Genomic DNA, 21,560 nt, shown 5'->3' with positions numbered 1-21,560 from the left:
ACTCAACTCGTCAGATAGGGTAGTATCTGCGGCAATATTGCCTGAAACCCATCGGTTTCTGAGTTGAGGAATCACACGTAATGAGCGATATGGCAGAGCGCCTCGCGCTACATGAATTCACGGAAAACGCCTACCTGAACTACTCCATGTACGTCATCATGGACAGGGCGTTGCCGTTTATCGGGGATGGCCTGAAGCCGGTTCAGCGCCGCATCGTCTATGCGATGTCCGAACTGGGGCTGAACGCCACCGCCAAGTTCAAGAAATCCGCCCGTACCGTCGGTGACGTGCTGGGTAAATACCATCCGCACGGCGACAGCGCCTGTTATGAAGCGATGGTCCTGATGGCGCAGCCGTTCTCTTACCGCTATCCGCTGGTGGATGGTCAGGGGAACTGGGGGGCACCGGACGATCCGAAATCCTTCGCGGCGATGCGTTATACCGAATCTCGTCTCTCTAAATATGCCGAAGTGCTGCTGGGCGAGCTGGGTCAGGGAACCGTTGACTGGGTGCCAAACTTCGACGGTACGATGCAGGAGCCGAAGATGCTGCCTGCGCGTCTGCCAAACATCCTGCTGAACGGTACCACCGGTATTGCGGTCGGTATGGCGACAGATATTCCGCCCCACAACCTGCGTGAAGTGGCGAAAGCCGCTATCACCCTGATTGAGCAGCCTAAAACGTCGCTCGACGAGCTGCTGGATATCGTTCAGGGGCCGGATTATCCGACTGAAGCGGAAATCATCACCTCGCGTGCGGAAATCCGCAAAATTTACCAGAACGGTCGCGGCTCCGTGCGCATGCGCGCGGTGTGGAATAAAGAAGACGGCGCTGTGGTGATCACCGCGCTGCCGCACCAGGTTTCCGGCGCGAAAGTGCTGGAGCAGATCGCCTCCCAGATGCGCAATAAAAAGCTGCCGATGGTGGACGACCTGCGCGACGAATCTGACCACGAGAACCCGACCCGTCTGGTGATCGTGCCGCGCTCCAACCGCGTGGACATGGAGCAGGTGATGAACCACCTGTTTGCCACCACCGATCTGGAAAAAAGCTACCGCATCAACCTGAACATGATCGGTCTTGACGGACGCCCGGCGGTGAAAAACCTGCTGGAGATCCTCTCCGAATGGCTAACGTTCCGTCGCGATACGGTCCGCCGTCGTCTTAACCATCGCCTGGAGAAAGTGCTGAAGCGCCTGCATATCCTCGAAGGTTTGCTGGTGGCGTTCCTCAATATCGACGAAGTCATTGAGATCATCCGTACCGAGGACGAGCCGAAGCCGGCCCTGATGTCGCGCTTTGGCATCAGCGAGACGCAGGCGGAAGCGATCCTCGAACTGAAACTGCGCCATCTCGCCAAACTGGAAGAGATGAAGATCCGCGGTGAACAGAACGAGCTGGAAAAAGAGCGCGATCAGCTGCAGGCGATCCTCGCGTCCGAGCGCAAGATGAATAACCTGCTGAAGAAAGAGCTGCAGGCGGATGCTGATGCCTTCGGCGACGATCGTCGTTCTCCGCTGCACGAGCGCGAAGAAGCGAAGGCAATGAACGAGCATGACATGCAGCCTTCCGAGCCGGTGACCATTGTGCTGTCGCAAAGCGGCTGGGTGCGCAGCGCCAAAGGCCATGATATCGACGCGCCGGGTCTCAGCTACAAAGCCGGAGACAGCTTTAAAGCGGCGGTGAAAGGCAAGAGTAACCAGCCGGTGGCGTTTATCGACTCCACTGGTCGCAGCTACGCCATCGACCCTATCACGCTGCCTTCCGCGCGCGGCCAGGGCGAACCGCTTACCGGTAAGCTGACGCTGCCGCCGGGGGCGACGGTTGATCATATGTTGATGGAGGCCGATGACCAGAAGCTGCTGATGGCGTCTGACGCGGGTTATGGCTTTATCTGTACCTTTAACGATCTTGTGTCGCGTAACCGTGCCGGTAAAGCGCTGATTAGCCTGCCGGACAACGCTCGCGTGATGACGCCGCTGGTGATCGAGAACGAAAGCGATATGCTGCTGGCGATCACCTCCGCCGGACGCATGCTGATGTTCCCGGTCAGCGACCTGCCGGAGCTGTCGAAAGGGAAGGGCAACAAGATCATCAACATCCCGTCGGCGGAAGCCGCGAAAGGTGAAGATGGTCTGGCGCACCTCTTCCTGCTGCCGCCGCAGAGCACGCTGACCATTCATGTTGGCAAGCGTAAGATCAAACTGCGTCCGGAAGAGCTGCAGAAAGTGGTGGGTGAACGCGGTCGTCGCGGTTCGCTGATGCGCGGCCTGCAGCGTATCGACCGTGTGGAGATAGATTCACCGGCGCGCAGCAGCGCGGGTGACAGCGAAGAGTAGTCTCGTGATATCCCCCTCCGTCCGGAGGGGGAAGTTCAATAAAATTTCCCGTAAAATCGTTGTTAATTCGTGCGTTGCGATTAACAATACGCGCTCGTAATAAAGTCCTTACCTGGCCACAGGTGAAGTATAATTGTCAGCTGTTGGGGCTTCAGAGGTCGCTATGCTATATATTGTTCGTCTTATTCTTACCGTTATCTACTGTATTCTGGTCTGTGTTTTCGGCTCAATTTATTGCCTGTTCAGCCCGCGCAATCCTAAGCACGTTGCCACCTTCGGCCATATGTTCGGCCGCCTTGCACCGTTGTTTGGTCTGAAGGTTGAAAAGCGCCTGCCTGAAGGGGCAGAGAACTTCGGTAATGCCATCTATATCGCCAACCATCAAAACAACTACGATATGGTGACGGCCTCCAATATCGTTCTGCCGCCGACCGTGACGGTGGGGAAAAAGAGCCTGCTGTGGATCCCGTTTTTTGGCCAGTTGTACTGGCTGACCGGTAACCTGCTGATCGACCGTAATAACCGCGCAAAAGCACACAGCACCATTGCGGAAGTGGTGAATCATTTTAAAAAGCGCAAAATATCCATCTGGATGTTCCCGGAAGGAACGCGTAGCCGTGGGCGTGGCCTGCTGCCGTTTAAAACGGGCGCTTTTCATGCCGCAATTGCGGCGGGTGTTCCAATTATTCCTGTGTGCGTTTCCAATACTTCGAATAAGATTAATCTTAACCGCCTGAATAATGGTCTGGTGATTGTCGAAATGTTGCCGCCTGTCGATACCAGCAAATACGGTAAAGACCAGGTACGCGAGCTGGCAGCACATTGCCGCGAGCTGATGGCTCAGCGTATTGCGCAGCTGGACAAAGAAGTCGCAGAAAGAGAAGCCGCCGGTAAGATTTAATCCGGCGTTAAAGGGAAAACGAATTCCCGCGTTGTTAGTCGTTTCAGATGGAGCTTATATGTCACTCAGTCGGCGTCAGTTTATTCAGGCTTCGGGGATTGCCCTCTGTGCGGGTGCGATGCCGCTGACAGCCAGCGCCGCCGGGCAGCAACAGCCGCTACCCATTCCGCCGTTGATTGAATCCCGTCGCGGCCAGCCGCTATTTCTGACGCTACAGCGCAGCCACTGGTCCTTTACCCAGGGCACGCGCGCGCAGGTATGGGGCATTAATGGGCGCTACCTCGGGCCAACCGTTCGCGTGTGGAACGGCGATGACGTTAAGCTAATTTACAGCAACCGCACCACTGAAAATGTTGCCATGACCATCAGCGGTTTACAGGTTCCAGGCCCGCTGATCGGTGGCGCGGCGCGCATGATGTCTCCCAACGCCGACTGGGCACCCGTCCTGCCGATCCGCCAGAGCGCGGCAACGCTGTGGTATCACGCCAACACGCCTAACCGCACGGCGCAGCAGGTCTATAACGGTCTGGCCGGGATGTGGCTGGTGGAAGATGAGGTCAGCAAGTCGCTGCCGATCCCGAACCACTACGGCGTGGATGATTTCCCGATCATTATTCAGGATAAGCGCCTGGATAACTTTGGCACGCCGGAGTACAGCGAGCCGGGGAGCGGTGGCTTTGTTGGCGATACGCTGCTGGTAAACGGTGCGCAAAGCCCGTATGTCGAAGTTTCCCGCGGTTGGGTGCGTCTGCGTTTGCTTAATGCCTCTAACTCCCGTCGTTATCAGCTGCAGATGAGCGATGGCCGCCCGCTCCACGTGATCTCCGGCGACCAGGGTTTTTTACCTGCGCCGGTCTCCGTTAAGCAACTGGCGCTGGCGCCGGGGGAACGTCGGGAAATTCTGGTGGATATGACCAACGGGGATGAAGTCTCTGTCACCTGTGGCGAAGCCGCGAGCATTGTTGACCGTATTCGCGGGTTCTTCGAGCCGTCGAGCATTCTGGTCTCCACGCTGGTGTTAACCCTGCGTCCAACCGGCCTGCTGCCGCTGGTCACCGATAGCCTGCCGATGCGTTTGCTGCCGCAGGAGATCATGGGCGGTTCGCCGGTGCGCAGCCGTGATATCAGCCTGGGCGACGATCCGGGCATCAACGGCGCGCTGTGGGACGTCAACCGTATCGACATCACCGCCCAGCAGGGCACCTGGGAGCGCTGGACGGTCCGTTCAGATATGCCGCAGTCGTTCCATATTGAAGGGGTGTCATTCCTGATCCGTAACGTCAACGGTGCGATGCCGTTCCCGGAAGATCGCGGCTGGAAAGATACCGTCTGGGTGGATGGTCAGGTCGAACTGCTTGTCTACTATGGCCAGCCTTCGTGGCCGCACTTCCCGTTCCTGTTCCATAGCCAGACGCTGGAGATGATGGACAGGGGCTCCGTGGGGCAGATGTTGATCAACCCCGCGCCATAACCCCCTGACATTCCCGGTTCGCCGGGAATGTGTTATGCCCGCCAGAAAAAGCGCGAGAACAGAATCAGCACCGGGTAGATTTCCAGACGCCCTAAGATCATCGCCGCGCACATCAGCAGTTTTGCCCCTTCGGTTAAGGTGCCAAACGTTGATGCTGTCTCGCCAAAACCCAGCCCCATATTGTTGATACAGGCGGCAACCGTGGCGAATGACGTAAACAGGTCATAGCCCATCAGATTAAGCGCCCAGACAAAAAATCCGGTAATCATCACGTAGAGAAAAAAGAAGCTCCATACCGAACGCAGAACGCGTTCATTCACCACGCTTTTGCCCACCTTAATACTCAGCAGCGCGCGCGGATGAGCCAGCTGATTCATCTCCTGAATACTCTGCTTAAACATAATGAGAAAACGCAGCGCTTTGATCCCGCCGCAGGTCGAGCCGACGCAGCCACCAAAGAAGCTGGCGCTCAACAGTAAAAAGATGGTGTGGGCAGGCCATTGGGCATAGTCGGCCGTCGCGAGACCGTTATCGGTCATCATCGAGCTGGCAAGGAAGAAAGCGTGTACCAGGCTATCCGTGGGGTTGTACATTCCCGCATGCCAGACCTGCCAGGCGGTAATGAGGATAATCACCGCGGCGGCACTGAGAAAGAATTTGACCTCCGGGCTGCGGCGGATCGGTTTCAGGGTGCGTCTGACAATGGCGACGTACCAGAGGGTAAAGTTAAAGGCAGAAAGCAGCGAAAAGGCCCCGGCAACCAGTTCAATTGCGTGGCTGTCATAAAAGCCAATGCTCTCGCTGCGGGTAGAAAACCCGCCCAGTGACACAGTTGAAAGCCCGTGACAGATGGCGTCAAAAACGGGCATCCCCGCCAGCCAGTAGGCCAGCGTGCAGGTCACGCCCAGCGCGAAATAGGTCAGCCACAGGGTACGCGCAGTATCGGCAAGCCGGGGCGTCAGGCGCTCCTCTTTGAACGGCCCGGGCATTTCTGACTGATACAGCTTCATGCCCCCGATGCCCAGCAGCGGCAGTACTGCGACGGCCAGCACGATGACGCCTAACCCGCCAATGAAGTTGAGCTGGGCGCGATAATAAAGGTACGACTTAGGCAGGGCGCTGACGTCCCCGATCACCGTTGCCCCGGTGGTGGTGATCCCGGACACCCCTTCGAAGAGCGCATCCGCAAAAGAGAGATGCAGACCATCATCCATCCATAGCGGCATGGCGCTGATCACTGAAAACAGCAGCCAGAACAGCACAATGATCACGAAACCGTCACGGGTGCGCAGCTGTATGCCGGCGTGACGGGTCGCCCGCCAGGTTAACCCCCCGAGGCTGAAAAAGGTCAGAAACGTGGTTAAAAACGCAAAGTAGGTCCGCTCTTTGTGCAGCAGGGCAATGACCATCGGCGGCAGCATTGAAAGGCTGTACAGCAGAACCAGGAAACCGCAGAGGTGGAGCACAACCCGCAGTTGAGACACATGTAACGAATCGTTGAACTTCACACGGAAACTCCACGCCAGAATGCCTCCCGGCGGCAGAGAACCGGAGGCGTCAGGGGTAATTATGATGCAAAATTAACAGTGCGCTGTATTTTAACGACTTCCGCGATTTTATGTCTGCTTCCTGCATCCTTTTCTTCAAATTGGATGGATGAACAGCGTATAATCCCGCTCCTTTTGTCTATTTTTTCTTCGGAAGCATTATGAGCGCTATTTCCCTGATCCAGCCGGATCGTGACCTCTTCTCCTGGCCCCAGTACTGGGCGGCCTGCTTTGGACCGGCGCCGTTCCTGCCGATGTCCCGGGAAGAGATGGACCAACTTGGCTGGGACAGCTGCGATATCATTCTGGTCACAGGCGATGCCTATGTTGACCATCCGAGTTTCGGCATGGCCATCTGCGGCCGTATGCTCGAAGCGCAGGGCTTCCGTGTGGGGATCATCTCCCAGCCTGACTGGAACAGCAAAGACGACTTTATGCGTCTGGGTAAACCGAACCTGTTCTTCGGCGTGACCGCGGGCAACATGGATTCGATGATCAACCGCTATACCGCCGACCGTAAGCTGCGCCATGACGATGCCTATACGCCGGATAACGTGGCGGGCAAACGTCCGGACCGCGCTACCCTCGTCTACACCCAGCGCTGTAAAGAAGCCTGGAAAGACGTGCCGGTGATCCTGGGTGGCATTGAGGCGAGTCTGCGCCGCACTGCGCATTACGACTACTGGTCAGATACCGTTCGCCGCTCGGTGCTGGTGGATTCCAAAGCCGATATGCTGATTTACGGCAACGGTGAACGTCCGCTGGTGGAAGTGGCGCATCGTCTCTCGCAGGGTGAACCGGTGAGCAGCATCCGCGACGTGCGCAATACCGCCATCATGGTGAAAGAGGCGCTGCCGGGCTGGAGCGGGGTGGATTCCCGCATCATTGATATGCCGGGCAAAATCGATCCTATCCCACACCCGTACGGCGAAGATTTGCCGTGTGCGGATAATAAACCGGTTGAGCCAAAGAAAGCGGAAGCAAAGGCGATTGTCGTGCAGCCGCCGCGCCCGAAACCGTGGGAAAAAACCTACGTGCTGCTGCCGTCTTACGAGAAGGTGAAGGCTGACAAAGTCCTCTACGCCCATGCGTCCCGTATTTTGCACCACGAAACCAACCCGGGCTGTGCCCGCGCGTTAATGCAGAAGCACGGCGAGCGCTTTATCTGGATCAACCCGCCAGCGATCCCGCTCTCCACCGAAGAGATGGACAGCGTCTTTGCGCTGCCGTACAAGCGCGTACCGCATCCGGCGTACGGCAACGCCCGCATCCCGGCGTATGAGATGATCCGTTTCTCGATCAACATCATGCGCGGCTGCTTCGGCGGGTGCTCATTCTGCTCTATTACCGAGCACGAAGGCCGTATTATTCAGAGCCGCTCTGAAGATTCGATCATCAATGAGATCGAAGCGATTCGCGACACGGTGCCAGGCTTTACCGGTGTGATCTCCGACCTTGGCGGTCCAACCGCGAACATGTATATGCTGCGCTGTAAGTCGCCGCGCGCGGAGCAAACCTGCCGTCGTCTCTCCTGCGTCTATCCGAGCATCTGCGAGCATATGGATACCAACCACGAGCCGACGATCAATCTCTATCGTCGTGCCCGCGACCTGAAGGGCATCAAGAAGATCCTGATTGCCTCGGGGGTGCGTTACGACATCGCCGTGGAAGATCCGCGCTACATCAAAGAGCTGGCGACCCACCATGTGGGCGGCTACCTGAAGATTGCGCCGGAGCACACCGAAGAAGGTCCGCTGTCGAAGATGATGAAGCCGGGTATGGGCAGCTATGACCGCTTTAAAGAGCTGTTCGACACGTATTCAAAGCAGGCGGGCAAAGAGCAGTACCTGATCCCGTACTTTATCTCCGCGCACCCCGGCACGCGTGATGAGGATATGGTGAACCTGGCACTGTGGCTGAAGCAGCGTCGCTTCCGTCTGGATCAGGTGCAGAACTTCTACCCGTCACCGCTCGCCAACTCGACGACCATGTATTACACCGGCAAGAACCCGCTGAGTAAGATTGGCTACAAGAGTGAAGAGGTGGTGGTGCCAAAAGGGGATAAACAGCGTCGTCTGCATAAAGCGCTGCTGCGTTATCATGACCCGAAAAACTGGCCGCTGATCCGCCAGGCGCTGGAAGAGATGGGTAAAAAACACCTGATCGGTTCACGCCGCGACTGTCTGGTACCGGCTCCGACGCTGGATGAGATGCGCGAAGCGCGTCGCCAGAACCGCAATACGCGTCCGGCGCTGACCAAGCACACGCCGATTGTGCATCAGCGTTCGAACGGTAATTCGAATGCGAAGAAGCCCGTGAAGCGCAAAGCGTAAATAAAAAACCCCGGCAAGCCGGGGTTTTTTATGTAGACACGTAGGCCGGGTAAGGCGAAGCCGCCACCCGGCTTTTTTTAACCGCCAAACTGATCCGGGTCCGGCCCTAAGCGTTTGCCCTTCTCCAGCTTCGCAATCTCACCCAGCTCATCTTTGTCCAGGCGGAAATCCCAGACGTCGAAGTTCTCGGCAATACGTGATGGCGTGACTGATTTCGGAATAACGACCAGGCTGTTGTCCAGATGCCAGCGAATGACGATCTGTGCGGGCGTTTTGCCGTATTTATCCGCCAGGTCGCGGATGATTTTCTGATCGAAGACCCCCTCGCCACCCTGCGCCAGGGGGCTCCAGGATTCGGTCTGGATCTTGTGGGTCGCATTCCAGGCGTGAAGCTGGCGCTGCTGCATCAGCGGGTGCAGCTCGATCTGGTTAATCACCGGTGCGATGCCTGTCTCATCAATCAGGCGCTGCAGGTGATGAACCTGGAAGTTACAGACGCCGATGCTTTTCACCAGACCCTCTTTTTGCAGTTCAATCATCCCTTTCCAGGCATCAACATAATGGTCGATGGCGGGAACCGGCCAGTGCATCAGATACAGATCGACGAAATCGAGCTGAAGTTTCTCCAGACTCTCCTGCAGGGCTTCGCGAGGGCGTTTTTGATCGTCATTCCACAGTTTCGTGGTAATGAATAATTCATCGCGGGGGACGCCGGCGCTGGCCAGTGCAGTGCCTACGCCGTCCTCGTTTTTGTAGGCGGCGGCGGTATCAATTGACCGATAGCCGACTTCCAGGGCTTTATGAATGGCGGAGACGACCTCGTCGTTACCGGCTTTCCATACACCTAGCCCCAACTGGGGCATCACGTTGCCATCCTGCAGCTTGATTACGGTTTGGTTTGCCATTTTTCCTCCTTCAGGTGCGCATCGCCGGAGGGGGGCTCCGGCGATGGGGTGTGCATTAAGTCTGGACGAAATGTCAAAAAACGAAAGTCGGGAGGACAAAAACGCTTAGCGTGCCGCTTCGTAGATACGGCGGCTAACGTCCAGCGTAATGTCACCGTGCTCGCCCAGTTGGGTCATGCCGTGCGCGTCGAGTTTCTCCAGCAGAGCAGGGATAGAACTGCCATCCAGGCCGTAGCCAGACAGGCGCGTTGGTACGCCCAGGCTTTCGAAGAAGTTGCGTGTCGCTTCGATGGCCGCGTCAATACGCGCATCGTCAGAACCCTCGGTGATGTTCCACACGCGCTCTGCGTACTGCAGCAGTTTGGCGCGTTTGGTATCCCGTTTTTCGTTCCACAGCGCAGGCAGAACCACCGCCAGCGTCTGAGCGTGATCGAGACCGTGCATCGCCGTCAGTTCGTGACCCAGCATGTGGGTCGCCCAGTCCTGCGGCACACCTGCGCCGATCAGACCGTTCAGCGCCTGCGTTGCCGCCCACATGACGTTGGCACGAACGTCATAGTTTTCCGGCTCTTTCAGCGCTTTCGGACCTTCTTCAACCAGCGTCAGCAGAATGCCTTCCGCGAAACGATCCTGAATTTTGGCATTCACCGGGTAGGTCACGTACTGCTCAACGGTGTGAACAAAGGCATCAACCACACCGTTCGCTACCTGACGTGCAGGCAGGGTATAGGTGTAAACCGGGTCGAGGATAGCGAAGACAGGTTGCACGTGCTCGTTCATAAAGGCCTGTTTGTCACCGGTGGTTTTACGGGAGATCACTGCGCCTTTGTTGGATTCGGAACCGGTGGCTGGCAGGGTCAGCACGGAGCCCATCGGGATTGCGCTTTTAATGTCGCTGCCGCGGGTTTCCAGGATGTGCCACGGGTCAACGCCGTCAGCGTAGTGCGCTGCCGCCGCGATGAACTTCGTGCCATCCAGAACGGAACCGCCACCGACCGCCAGCAGGAAAGTAATGCTTTCTTCACGGGCGATTTTCACCGCATTCATCAGCGTTTCGTAAGACGGGTTTGGCTCGATGCCGCCGAACTCACGCACGTCCAGACCGTCCAGGGCGCTGTAAACCTGATCCAGCACGCCGGTTTTTTTCACGCTGCCGCCACCGTAGGTGATCAGGACACGCGCATCAGCGGGGATCTGCGCACGCAGGTCAGCGATTGCGTCTTTGCCAAACAGAATGCGGGTTGGGGTATGGAGATTAAAATTGTTCATTGCTCGTTCCCTTTAGTGGGTGAAAAACCGTGGCGGCACTGATGCCTGCCTGATGCTGCACATTGTGGCGGTCCGGGGCTATGCTCTCAATGCACATTCCTGCCAATGTCTTGCCCATTTCTACAGAGCGCTGGAGAAACGTCGGGAAAGTGCGCAAACTGTGAAAGTCGGAAAACGTACCTGGAGTAACGAAAAATGAACCGTGAAGCGATCTGCCATCAGCTTACCGCGCAGATTAAGAGACTGATAGATAATGAAAATAGTGTCAGCGATCAGTTGCCTGATATTCGTCTGCTCTATGGCACGCAGCCCGGGACGCGCACGCCAGTGATGTACCAGCCGGGCATCGTTTTTCTCTTTTCGGGCCATAAAATTGGTTATATCAATGACCGCGTGTTCCGCTACGACACCAATGAATATCTGCTTCTGACAGTACCTTTACCCTTTGAATGTGAAACTTTCGCGACAGAGGAGGTCCCGCTGGCGGGTATTCGCGTTAATGTCGATATCCTTCAGTTGCAGGAACTGCTGATGGAGATAGGCGAAGATGAACTCTTCCAGCCGTCGATGGCTTCAAGCGGGATTAACTCGGCCACGCTGTCTGAAGAGATCCTGTGCGCCATCGAGCGTCTGCTGGACGTCATGGAGCGGCCGCTGGACGCGCGTATCCTGGGCAAGCAGATCATTCGCGAAATTCTCTATCATGTGCTGCTGGGCCCCGGCGGGGGAGCGCTGCTGGCGCTGGTGAGCCGACAGACCCACTTCAGTCTGATAAGCCGCGTGCTCAAGCGTATTGAGAGCCAGTACACGGAAAACCTCAGCGTCGATCAGCTCGCCGCGGAAGCGAACATGAGTGTCTCGGCGTTTCACCATAACTTTAAATCGGTGACCAGCACCTCGCCGCTGCAATACCTCAAGACCTACCGGCTGCATAAGGCGCGGATGCTGATGATCCACGACGGCATGAAGGCCAGCGCGGCGGCAATGCGGGTGGGCTATGAGAGTGCGTCGCAGTTTAGTCGGGAGTTTAAGCGCTATTTCGGCGTCACGCCGGGAGAAGATGCGTCGCGTATACGAACGATGCAGGGCGCCTGACGAGAAACGTAGGCCGGGTAAGGCGTAGCCGCCACCCGGCTTTTGTTTATGCGCTGCAGTACTTTTTCTTAATCACCACCGCAATGGTTCCCACCAGGCCTGCAACCAGCAGGACCATTGGCAGAACCATCAGGAAAGTCATCACCTGATCTTCATGGTGTTTCACAAAGGGGATCATATTCAGCGCGTAGCCTAACGTGGTCACGACCCCCACCCACAGCAGGCCGCTCAGCCAGTTGAAGAACTGAAAACGGCGGTTCGACAGGCCGGAAATACCCGCCATGGTGGGCAGCAGGGTGCGAATAAAAGCCAGAAAACGTCCGGCCAGCAGCGCCAGCAGGCCGTGTCGGTCAAACATACAGGTCGCCCGCTGATGGTATTTATGCGGTAACTGCGCCAGCCAGCCTTTTACGACGCGCGTGTTCCCCAGCCAGCGGCCCTGCAGATAGCTCAGCCAGCAGCCCAGGCTCGCGGCAGAGGTGAGGATAACCATCGTTGGCGTAAAGTCCATAACGCCTTTACCGATCAATGCCCCGGCAAGCAAAAGCAAACTGTCACCGGGTAAAAACGAGGCTGGCAGTAATCCATTTTCCAGAAACAGCGTTGCGAACATCACGAAATAGACGACGCCTATAACGTGCGGATCCGCCAGTGCGGCAAAATCATGTTGCCAGAGCGCCGCGATAATATCTTGAATAACAGCCATGGACTTTCCTGTGGAACAGCAGAGATAACGCTATTGTACTCCCAATTATACCTGCCGGGATTGATCGCAGGCGCAACTCATGCAGACTTTTCTGCTTGCAGTGTTAAGAAAAGCGTCCGGGGAGTACATTTTCAGCGAGCACTCTACACGATACGTTCAAACCCTGCTGATAAATCCGCAATTAAATCGTCCACATTTTCTAAACCGATGTGCAGGCGAATCAGGGTGCCGCTGAAGTCCACTTCGCCGCCAGGGCGCAGAGCCGCGATTTGCTCCGGCTGATTAGGCAGGATCAGGGACTCAAAACCGCCCCAGGAGTAGGCCATGCTGAAGAGGGTAAAGTGATCCAGATAGTTTGCCAGTTCGTCATTATCTAGCCGTTTTTTAAGCACAAACGAGAACAACCCGCTGCTGCCCGTAAAGTCACGTTGCCAGAATTCATGGCCTTTACTGCCCGCAAGCGCAGGATGATTAACGCGCTCAACCTGTGGATGCTGAGCCAGCCACTCTGCCACTTTCAGGCTGCTTTCATGGTGTTGACGCAGGCGAACCCCCAGCGTGCGGATACCGCGGCTGGTCATGTAGGCCGTATCTGCATCGACCATCTGGCCCATCAGGTAGGCATTTTCACGCAGCTGATCCCAGCAGCGTGCGTTAGATACTGCTGTGCCAATCATCCCGTCTGAATGGCCAATCAGGTATTTCGTCGCCGCCTGAATCGAGATATCAATGTCGAATTCCAGCGCTTTAAACAACACGCCCGCCGCCCAGGTGTTGTCGATCATGATGATCGCCTCCGGCGCTTTGCTGCGCACGGCCTTCACGATAGCCGGTACGTCGTGCACTTCCATGGTGATTGAACCGGGAGACTCCAGGAACACGATGCGCGTGTTTGGCTGAATAAGTTCGGCAATGCCTGCGCCAATCAGCGGATCGAACCACCCGGTAGTGACGCCGAGTTTACTGAGTATTTTGGTGCAGAAGTCCTGGCTGGGTTCATAGGCGGTGTTGGTCATCAGGATATGGTCGCCCTGTTCCACAAACGCCAGAATGGTATTGGCGACCGCAGCCGCACCGCACGGGAACAGCGCGCAGCCCGCACCGCCTTCCAGCTCGCACATCGCTTCCTGCAGAGAAAAATGGGTTAGCGTGCCGCGACGGCCATAAAACAGCCCGCCTTTTGCGCGGTTACGCGTGGCGATTTTTTTCTCCTCAACGGTGTCAAACACCAGGGAGGAGGCGCGTTGAATCACGCTGTTAACCGAACCCTGCGTATATTTTTTGCTGCGTCCGGCCTGTACCAGCGTGGTATCAAGATGCTTCTTAGTCATGTTCGCTAACCCTGTTTTTATACGTCTGGACGTCCAGACTACCACGATTGTGAAAAACTGCACCCGCATGCTTATCGAATAAGCAGAAAATATTAGCAAAAAACCGCATAAGAAATTTTTACTGCGTAAGCGCAAGGAAAGTGAGCGAAAATTACGGCACCATGCAAATACTAATGAGAACTACTATCAATTCGACGACGTTTTGATATTATTACGTTCAGATTTTGTGATTTGCGTCCTGGAGATACAGAGTGGGTAATAATTTGATGCAGACGGATCTCTCCGTTTGGGGCATGTATCAACATGCTGACATCGTGGTTAAGATTGTGATGATCGGCCTGATTCTGGCGTCCGTTGTCACCTGGGCTATCTTCTTCAGCAAAAGCGCCGAGCTGCTTTCGCAGAAGCGTCGCCTCAAGCGGGAACAGCAGCAGCTGGCAGAAGCCCGCTCTCTGGATCAGGCGTCTGATATGACCTCATCCTTCCACGCAAAAAGCCTGACCACCCTGTTAGTGAACGAAGCGCAGAACGAGCTGGAACTCTCCGCTGGCAGTGAAGATAACGAAGGCATTAAAGAGCGTACCGGTTTCCGTCTGGAGCGTCGCGTTGCGGCCGTTGGCCGACACATGGGACGTGGTAATGGTTATCTGGCTACCATCGGCGCAATTTCGCCGTTCGTCGGTCTTTTCGGTACGGTCTGGGGCATCATGAACAGCTTTATCGGTATCGCTCAGACTCAAACCACCAACCTGGCGGTTGTTGCGCCCGGTATCGCAGAAGCGCTGCTGGCGACGGCGATTGGTCTGGTCGCGGCGATTCCGGCAGTCGTTATCTATAACATTTTCGCGCGTATGATTGGCAGCTACAAAGCCACGCTCGGTGACGTTGCCGCTCAGGTTCTGCTGCTACAAAGCCGCGATCTCGACCTGAATGCCAGCGCCGTGAAACCGGTGCATGCGGCGTCTAAACTGCGCGTAGGTTGATATTATGGCGATGCGTCTAAACGAAAATCTGGACGATAACGGTGAAATGCATGAGATCAACGTGACGCCGTTTATTGACGTCATGCTGGTTCTGCTGATTATCTTTATGGTCGCTGCGCCGCTGGCGACGGTGGACGTGAAGGTGAATCTGCCGGCCTCGTCCAGCCAGCCGCAGCCGCGTCCGGAAAAGCCCATCTATCTTTCTGTGAAAGCGGATAAATCGATGTTCCTGGGTAACGACCCGGTAACGGATGCTTCGGTTATTCCGGCGCTGGATCAGCTAACCGGCGGCAAGAAAGACACCACCGTCTTCTTCCGTGCGGACAAAACCGTCGACTACGAAACCATGATGAAGGTGATGGACACGCTGCATCAGGCGGGTTATCTGAAGATTGGGCTGGTCGGCGAAGAGAAAGCGGCCAAAAAATAGTAAAGAAGCTGGCGAAAGCCGGCTTTTTTTATGTCTGTCGGTTTATGCGTTTTTATTATCCGTCTGCGCGGCAGAGGAGGTTGCCAGCGTGTCTTCGTCGAGCGCAACGCAGGTGACGTTTGAGGTACGGTACTCACCGGCTGACAGCTTGCGCGTCAGGCGCAGGGTGGCGACTTCTCTGGCAAGCAGATACTGATAGTTGGCCTCTAGCCGGCCCAGCAGCTTCTCTTTCAGCTCGGGTTGCTGCTCGATGAGGCTATTTATCACCGCACCGTAAATCTCTTCTTTGACCTGTAGCGGGTAAATCTCGCGGCGATTCTGCCATTTCAGCCGCACCAGCGTCGCCGGAATCGATACCAGGTCTTGCGTAATACGCGTCATCTCGATATTTTTTGTGTTTCTCAGGGCGTCGAGATTTTGCTTTAAGATAAATTCATCACTTTTTTTATCATCTAAAGTCAAATAAACGTCGTTGTCTTTAACTTCTTTCACGTTAATCTTCCCCAAGGGTATAAAAAATAGGGTTGTTTTTTTCACGCGTAATTAGATTAAGCCAAATTTCATTGCCCGCTTCATTTATTTCTTTTGTTTTTTCAGCCATTATTTGACTTAGTTTCTGGGCATCTATTTCGCCTTCAGCCTGGAGGTCATTCAGCAGGTGGACGAAGGCCTCAATTTTTATAGCGCGAAATAAGCGGTCTTTTATATGGCGATCGTGCTCCTCCAGCAACATATTACGGGATTTGCCAGTGCGGGAAACACCAATTAATATATCAGGCTCGAAATCGGAGAGCTTTCTTTTCCCCTGAGTGAAACTGGCCTTTTTTTCTTCTTCCGTCGGTTGCTGTTCCACAGGCGTAATGTGGTACTTAGCCGGGACGAGATAGTCGGGCAGCATTTTTTAATTTCCTTTATTTTCAACAGGGTGGGGTTGGTAAAGGCGTGAGATTCGTTGACAATATCATGAGGCAATTTTAAAATCAAAAAAAATGGAGCCAACCCATGAACAGCATCTTTTTTACGGTCATCACATTACTATTACTGACCGCTGGTGTGCTTTTATTGATGCAGGAGTTCAATAAAACGAAAGTGTCGAAAGACACCAGTGAACCTCCACAGCCTGAACTGATGACAAAAGAGGAAGGTGAAGACCATTTCTCTGTTTTGATGAACTCTGTTACGCCTGTCTGGTACTGGCGGGTGAATCACGAATATATCGACTTTTTACACGCGACAATTAAGCGTATGAAAATGTCCGAAATTAATGACACGCCCGGTCTGTTTGAGGCGCAGCGTCGTTGCAGCGACCTGAATTCAGCGGTTTATAAATATTACGACAATATCAAAAAGCGCTGTCTTAACGGAGAGAAGGTCTCGTATTCAGACCTGGACGTATTAAACCTTCGCCAGTGTTTTCGTGAGTTCAGTCTGGAAGCCTACCCCGAACTTGTGGTGCTGGTCTGGCCGGAGTATGCGCGTCCGGAGGTTAATCCAGACAACGTCTAAGTCATGAACAGTTGAGTTCTTGCAAATAGCCAGCGCCGTTGAGATATACTGGGCGCTGGTTTCTTTTGCAAACAGGACTTTATGGAACGCTTCTTTGAAAATGCCATGTACGCCTCCCGCTGGATACTGGCTCCCGTCTATTTTGGCCTTTCGCTGGCACTTATCGCGCTGACGATTAAGTTTTTTCAGGAAATCCTGCATGTTCTGCCGAACATTTTTTCCATTGCCGAAGCGGACCTGATTCTGGTTCTGCTGTCGCTGGTGGATATGACCCTGGTGGGGGGATTGCTGGTGATGGTGATGTTTTCCGGCTACGAGAATTTTGTCTCCCAGCTTGATATCGACGAGCGCAAGGAGAAGCTCAACTGGCTGGGCAAAATGGATGCCTCGTCGCTGAAGAATAAAGTGGCAGCGTCGATTGTGGCGATCTCCTCTATCCACCTGTTGCGCGTGTTTATGGACGCGAAGAATGTCCCAGATAATAAACTGATGTGGTACGTGATTATCCACCTGACGTTTGTGCTGTCGGCGTTTGTGATGGGGTATCTGGATAAGATCAGTAAGAAGTAAAGTGCATATCCCTCTCCCCAGAGGGGAGAGGGCATCAATCTGCACTATTTATCCGACGACGCCTGCCACAGATTCAACTCCCCATCCGCAACATGCTGGTCAATCCGCGTGAGTTCGTCCTCTGTAAAGCGCAGGTTATCCAGCGCCCGGACGTTTTCCTCAAGCTGTTCCGGACGGCTGGCACCAATCAGCACTGACGTCACGCGCGCATCTTTCAGTAACCAGCTCAACGCCATTTGCGCCATGGTCTGGCCACGCGCCTGTGCCATCTCATTGAGCAGACGAAGACTGCTCAGGTTGGCGTCGGTCAGCATCTTCTCTGTCAGCCCGCGCACCTTATGCCCTTCTCGCTGCATGCGTGAACCTTCCGGAATGCCGTTCAGGTATTTCCCGGTCAGCAGACCCTGCGCCAGCGGGGTAAAGGCAATACACCCCGTACCGTTTGCTTCCAGCGCATCCAGCAATCCGGTCTTATCGACCCAGCGGTTAAGCAGGTTATAGGACGGCTGGTGGATGAGCAGTGGGATCTTCCACTCGCGCAGTAACCCGGCCATTTTTTGAGTGCGCTCCGTTGAGTAGGACGAGATCCCGACGTACAGCGCTTTGCCGCTCTGCACGGCGTGAGCCAGCGCTGAGGCCGTCTCTTCCATCGGCGTATTTTCATCCACGCGGTGGGAGTAGAAAATATCAACGTACTCGACCCCCATGCGTTTCAGGCTTTGATCGAGGCTGGCGAGCAGGTATTTGCGTGAACCGCCTGAACCGTACGGCCCCGGCCACATGTCGTAACCGGCTTTAGTGGAGATGATGAGCTCATCGCGGTACGCGGCAAAGTCCTCTCGCAGCAGGCGGCCAAAGTTCTCCTCTGCGCTCCCTGCCGGTGGGCCGTAGTTGTTGGCAAGATCGAAATGGGTAATGCCGAGATCGAAGGCTTTACGTAGCAGTGCGCGCTGGGCATCGAGAGGCTGGACGTGGCCAAAGCTATGCCACAGACCCAGCGACAGCGCTGGCAGGCGCAGGCCGCTCTTTCCACAATAGCGGTACTGCATGTTCTCGTAGCGGTCAGGGGAAGGGTGCCAGAACATGATGTCTCCTTTCTTATTTAATGAATTTTCGAAACAGCGTTTTTATTCTGCGTTTATCAAATCATAAATTGTTCACAGAAGCGATGACAGGGTTTAACCCCTTCATATTGAAAGGTAATAATTAACCCTGGCTGTGCGACCTGTGAAGCCGCGCTAATTAAAAATAATCACAAAAGGTTATAATTTCCGCGCTGCCTGCCGATAAAGAGAGGAGTACTCGCCTCTGGGCGAATTCACCCTCACGGCAAGGAAATCTTATGAATATGCTACGTAATTTCACGATCCGCTTCGTCATGCTGACGATTCTCGGGATCTTTTGTTTAATGTGGGCGGGCGTTGGGCTGTACAGCACCTGGTCTTTGTCACGCGTTTCAGAAGGCAATGAAGTTGATCGCCATCTGGTGAAACAGATGACGGTACTGAGCCAGGGCAACGATCAGTATTTCCGCTTCGTGACCCGCCTGAGCCGCGCAATGGAAGTCAAAGCCGCTGGCGGCACGCCCGATTTGTCCTCCGCCCAACAGGCGCTGGATAACATGGGCAAGAAACTGGCCGAGATGAAAGCGATGTCACCCGGCCCGATGGATGAGGCGATCGCATCCCGGGTGATCGGCTCCTGGCAGGCGCTGCTCGACCAGGGCGTGACGCCGCAAATGGCGCAGGCGAAGCAGGGGGCTCTGGAAGGCTACCGCCAGCAGGCCAACAACGTCACGCCACCGTTGAGCCGTGCGTTCGGTGCGGCTGCCGAGGCGTTCAACACTGCCGCTGCGAACACGCTCGACAGTACCCGCGTGGTGGTGGACGGCCTGACCAGTATGACCCGCACGGTGATTATCGTCGCCACGATTATCGGTCTGCTGATTCTGCTTTTTACCGACCGTTACCTGGTGGCGATGCTGGTAAAACCGCTGGAGCGTATCCGCCAGCAGTTCCGCCAGATTGCCCAGGGCGATCTCAGCCAGCCCATTGCACCGTTCGGCCGCAACTGTGTGGGACAACTGGTTCCCCTGCTGAGTGCCATGCAGGACAGCCTGCGTGAAGCCGTCAGTACGATTCGCTCGGGCAGTGAAAATATCTGGCGCGGGGCGACGGAAATCTCCAGCGGCAATAACGATCTCTCTTCGCGTACCGAAGAGCAGGCTGCCGCACTGGAAGAGACGGCGGCCAGCATGGAACAGCTGACCGCCACCGTGAAACTGAACGCGGAAAGCGCGCGTCAGGCCAGCCAGCTTGCCGATGTGGCTTCAACCACTGCCAGCCGCGGCGGTTCGCTGGTGGAAGAGGTGGTTACCACCATGAGCGGTATTTCCGAAAGCTCGAAGAAAATTGCTGAAATCACCAACGTCATCAACAGTATTGCCTTCCAGACCAATATCCTGGCGCTCAACGCAGCCGTTGAAGCGGCACGCGCGGGCGAGCAGGGCCGCGGTTTCGCCGTCGTCGCGGGGGAAGTCCGTAATCTGGCAAGCCGCAGCGCCAACGCGGCCAAGGAAATTGAGGGGCTGATTGCTGATTCGGTTAATCGCGTAGAACAGGGGGCACAGCTGGTGGGCGACACGGGCACGACCATGGATGCCATCTTACGCGACGTGACGGAAGTGACGACCATTATGAAGCAAATCGCTTCCGCTTCTGAAGAGCAAAGCAAGGGCATTTCGCAGGTCGGGATTGCCATTACGCAGATGGACGGCGTCACCCAGCAAAACGCCTCGCTGGTGGAAGAGGTTTCCGCGGCAGCCGCCGCGCTGGAACGTCAGACCGAAGAGCTTCAGCGTTCGGTGCAGAAGTTCCGCCTGACGGCATAACACAACGTTACAAGGCCGCCTGATGCGGCCTTGTATTATCGTTTAACCCTGCTGTTGCAATTCGGGAAATCGGATATCCCGTTGCAGATGCCACTTCTGCGATACGCTTAAATGAGGGGTTACCGTTTGGTGAGAGTGATTTATAAAGTGATTCGCGAGAAATGCCAGCACGTTTTGCAATAACAGTCATCCCGCCAGAGGCTTCGATCACATGCCGTAAGGCGAGCATGAACGCCTCATAGCCTCCTGGCTCGTCAATTTCAATGAAAGCCTGGTGAAGATAGACGGGCGCGAAATCCGGAGAATCTTTCAGGAGTTGTACCATTGCGTCATCATGAAGTACTGATTTAGCCATTGCGATTTCCTCTTATATTCTGCGCTTGTAGTCGTTGAGGTACTCAACGGCCCTTTCAATGTCTGCATTTTGCTTTTTTTTCGTTCCAGTCAATAGCACCAGACTTACTGCGCCATCTGCCGGATCGGAGACTTCACTAAAATAGACACGATAGCCGGGTCCCCGGTCAATTCTGAGCTCTGACACACTCTCTCAGCATGGTTTGCAATCGCCATAGTTACCCGTCGACATTCTGGCGACACGCGTGGCAATCATGGCTTTTGCTATGGGATCTTTCAAACTTCGCAGATATGCATCAAAAGGATCATATCCATCAGCTGTAATGTAGTGTTTAACGTTAGCCATTATTGTAGCCTGTAGTTTACGATAAGCAAAGCATTGTAATCTTCAGGCTACGACAGGCAATTGTTTGCATCGTAATAACTGAGTGGGAAGATAATTTTCAGAAAGCGGATCGCAAAAACGAGAGATTTGGCAGGGGGGATTATTGAACAACGCTGTGGCCGGGCAAACGCAGCGCTGCCCGGCAATACTTATCAGTGGGTCGCTTCGCCAATCAGTGCACCCGTGCCCGCACCCACGGCCGCTCCTTTCAGCACACTTTTGCCCGTCACGGCAGCTGCTCCTGCGCCAACGACGGCACCCACGGCACCCCCCTTACGTGCGTCTTTACCTTTTTCGCCGTTTTTGAACATGGCACCTGTACCTGCGCCAACAACGGCACCGCCGACGGTGGATTTCAGATCTTTGCCTGTGGCCGCGCCAATGGCGGCGCCCGCTACCGCGCCAGCGGCGGTTTTGTCGATGGCCATTCCCGAGGTGGAAAAAAGGAGAGCGCTGATGACCAGCGTTGTTTTAATAAGTTTCATAACAGATCCTTTGTGACTGCTGTCGGTTGATACGTCGTTTCTCACATCTGCGCGAGAAAA

General features: G+C 55.2%; 20 protein-coding genes and 1 pseudogene. 10 read left to right on the top strand and 11 right to left on the bottom strand.

All coding sequences use genetic code 11. The features are described from left to right. Positions 1–80: 80 nt before the first annotated feature. From parC to ftsP, 3 genes are all read left to right on the top strand, one after another. Positions 81–2,339 carry a DNA topoisomerase IV subunit A gene (parC, locus tag A4308_RS03535; protein WP_014885243.1) on the top strand — a complete coding sequence of 753 codons (2,259 nt, stop codon included), beginning with the start codon at positions 81–83 and terminating at the stop codon, positions 2,337–2,339. A gap of 163 nt (positions 2,340–2,502) precedes the next feature. Continuing rightward, a complete protein-coding gene (gene plsC / locus A4308_RS03530; RefSeq protein ID WP_014885242.1) occupies positions 2,503–3,240 on the top strand; it encodes a 1-acylglycerol-3-phosphate O-acyltransferase in 738 nt (245 codons plus the stop codon). 58 nt (positions 3,241–3,298) lie between these two features. Next, positions 3,299–4,711, top strand: a complete 1,413-nt coding sequence (gene ftsP / locus A4308_RS03525; RefSeq protein ID WP_023331309.1) for a cell division protein FtsP — start codon at positions 3,299–3,301, stop codon at positions 4,709–4,711. A gap of 32 nt (positions 4,712–4,743) precedes the next feature. On the opposite strand, the gene A4308_RS03520 is transcribed toward ftsP, so the two are convergent. Beyond that, on the bottom strand, positions 4,744–6,219 hold the full coding sequence (locus A4308_RS03520) for a TrkH family potassium uptake protein (protein WP_014885240.1): 1,476 nt from the start codon (positions 6,217–6,219) through the stop codon (positions 4,744–4,746). A 200-nt stretch (positions 6,220–6,419) separates the two neighbouring features. On the opposite strand from A4308_RS03520, the gene A4308_RS03515 reads away from it, so the two are divergent. After that, positions 6,420–8,591 carry a YgiQ family radical SAM protein gene (locus tag A4308_RS03515; RefSeq protein ID WP_023338788.1) on the top strand — a complete coding sequence of 724 codons (2,172 nt, stop codon included), beginning with the start codon at positions 6,420–6,422 and terminating at the stop codon, positions 8,589–8,591. Positions 8,592–8,668: 77 nt separating this feature from the next. Here the strand turns inward: A4308_RS03515 and dkgA are convergent, their stop codons facing one another. Together dkgA and yqhD are read right to left on the bottom strand one after the other, a co-directional pair. After that, entirely contained in the window at positions 8,669–9,496 is an 828-nt protein-coding gene (dkgA, locus tag A4308_RS03510) for a 2,5-didehydrogluconate reductase DkgA (protein ID WP_063308471.1), read from the bottom strand. Between the two features lie 105 nt (positions 9,497–9,601). After that, on the bottom strand, positions 9,602–10,765 hold the full coding sequence (gene yqhD, locus A4308_RS03505) for an alcohol dehydrogenase (RefSeq protein ID WP_045268657.1): 1,164 nt from the start codon (positions 10,763–10,765) through the stop codon (positions 9,602–9,604). 195 nt (positions 10,766–10,960) lie between these two features. On the opposite strand from yqhD, the gene A4308_RS03495 reads away from it, so the two are divergent. Next, positions 10,961–11,860: an AraC family transcriptional regulator gene (locus A4308_RS03495; protein ID WP_014885236.1), complete on the top strand. Its 900-nt coding sequence runs from the start codon at positions 10,961–10,963 to the stop codon at positions 11,858–11,860. Positions 11,861–11,906: 46 nt separating this feature from the next. Here A4308_RS03495 and yghB read toward each other — a convergent pair whose 3' ends face one another. Together yghB and metC are read right to left on the bottom strand one after the other, a co-directional pair. Then, positions 11,907–12,566: a DedA family general envelope maintenance protein YghB gene (gene yghB / locus A4308_RS03490; RefSeq protein ID WP_023338787.1), complete on the bottom strand. Its 660-nt coding sequence runs from the start codon at positions 12,564–12,566 to the stop codon at positions 11,907–11,909. Positions 12,567–12,709: 143 nt separating this feature from the next. Beyond that, complete coding sequence (gene metC / locus A4308_RS03485; protein WP_014885234.1) at positions 12,710–13,897, bottom strand: cystathionine beta-lyase; 1,188 nt, start codon at positions 13,895–13,897, stop codon at positions 12,710–12,712. A 251-nt stretch (positions 13,898–14,148) separates the two neighbouring features. On the opposite strand from metC, the gene exbB reads away from it, so the two are divergent. Both exbB and exbD read left to right on the top strand, forming a co-directional pair. Continuing rightward, complete coding sequence (gene exbB, locus A4308_RS03480) at positions 14,149–14,880, top strand: tol-pal system-associated acyl-CoA thioesterase (protein WP_014885233.1); 732 nt, start codon at positions 14,149–14,151, stop codon at positions 14,878–14,880. 4 nt (positions 14,881–14,884) lie between these two features. Further along, on the top strand, positions 14,885–15,310 hold the full coding sequence (gene exbD, locus A4308_RS03475) for a TonB system transport protein ExbD (RefSeq protein WP_014885232.1): 426 nt from the start codon (positions 14,885–14,887) through the stop codon (positions 15,308–15,310). Positions 15,311–15,352: 42 nt separating this feature from the next. Here the strand turns inward: exbD and A4308_RS03470 are convergent, their stop codons facing one another. Further along, positions 15,353–15,802, bottom strand: coding sequence for a hypothetical protein (locus tag A4308_RS03470; RefSeq protein ID WP_014885231.1), 450 nt, complete (start codon positions 15,800–15,802; stop codon positions 15,353–15,355). A gap of 1 nt (position 15,803) precedes the next feature. Next, the gene (locus A4308_RS03465; RefSeq protein ID WP_014885230.1) at positions 15,804–16,208 is read right to left on the bottom strand and encodes a hypothetical protein; all 405 of its coding nucleotides are present in this window, start codon (positions 16,206–16,208) and stop codon (positions 15,804–15,806) included. 104 nt (positions 16,209–16,312) lie between these two features. On the opposite strand from A4308_RS03465, the gene A4308_RS03460 reads away from it, so the two are divergent. Next, entirely contained in the window at positions 16,313–16,816 is a 504-nt protein-coding gene (locus tag A4308_RS03460; RefSeq protein ID WP_008499806.1) for an ESA_00282 family adhesion-associated protein, read from the top strand. Between the two features lie 81 nt (positions 16,817–16,897). Further along, the gene (locus A4308_RS03455; protein ID WP_014171606.1) at positions 16,898–17,386 is read left to right on the top strand and encodes a TIGR00645 family protein; all 489 of its coding nucleotides are present in this window, start codon (positions 16,898–16,900) and stop codon (positions 17,384–17,386) included. Between the two features lie 44 nt (positions 17,387–17,430). Here the strand turns inward: A4308_RS03455 and A4308_RS03450 are convergent, their stop codons facing one another. Next, positions 17,431–18,471, bottom strand: a complete 1,041-nt coding sequence (locus A4308_RS03450) for an aldo/keto reductase (protein WP_045268659.1) — start codon at positions 18,469–18,471, stop codon at positions 17,431–17,433. Positions 18,472–18,728: 257 nt separating this feature from the next. Between A4308_RS03450 and A4308_RS03445 the strand changes: the two genes are divergently transcribed. Beyond that, positions 18,729–20,276, top strand: coding sequence for a methyl-accepting chemotaxis protein (locus tag A4308_RS03445; RefSeq protein ID WP_014885228.1), 1,548 nt, complete (start codon positions 18,729–18,731; stop codon positions 20,274–20,276). A 7-nt stretch (positions 20,277–20,283) separates the two neighbouring features. On the opposite strand, the gene A4308_RS03440 is transcribed toward A4308_RS03445, so the two are convergent. The 3 genes and pseudogenes from A4308_RS03440 to A4308_RS03435 form a co-directional block, all read right to left on the bottom strand. Beyond that, positions 20,284–20,631, bottom strand: coding sequence for a helix-turn-helix domain-containing transcriptional regulator (locus A4308_RS03440; RefSeq protein WP_014885227.1), 348 nt, complete (start codon positions 20,629–20,631; stop codon positions 20,284–20,286). Positions 20,632–20,643: 12 nt separating this feature from the next. Next, positions 20,644–20,976 (bottom strand): annotated as a pseudogene (locus A4308_RS22705) (type II toxin-antitoxin system RelE/ParE family toxin). A gap of 191 nt (positions 20,977–21,167) precedes the next feature. Further along, on the bottom strand, positions 21,168–21,500 hold the full coding sequence (locus tag A4308_RS03435; protein WP_014885225.1) for a YMGG-like glycine zipper-containing protein: 333 nt from the start codon (positions 21,498–21,500) through the stop codon (positions 21,168–21,170). Positions 21,501–21,560 lie beyond the last annotated feature (60 nt).

Origin of the sequence: Enterobacter sp. ODB01 (assembly GCF_001623605.1) — a bacterium.
GTDB lineage: Bacteria > Pseudomonadota > Gammaproteobacteria > Enterobacterales > Enterobacteriaceae > Enterobacter > Enterobacter kobei.
The sequence above is the reverse complement of the archived record's forward strand: the minus strand, read 5'-3'. Positions and strand labels throughout refer to the sequence as shown.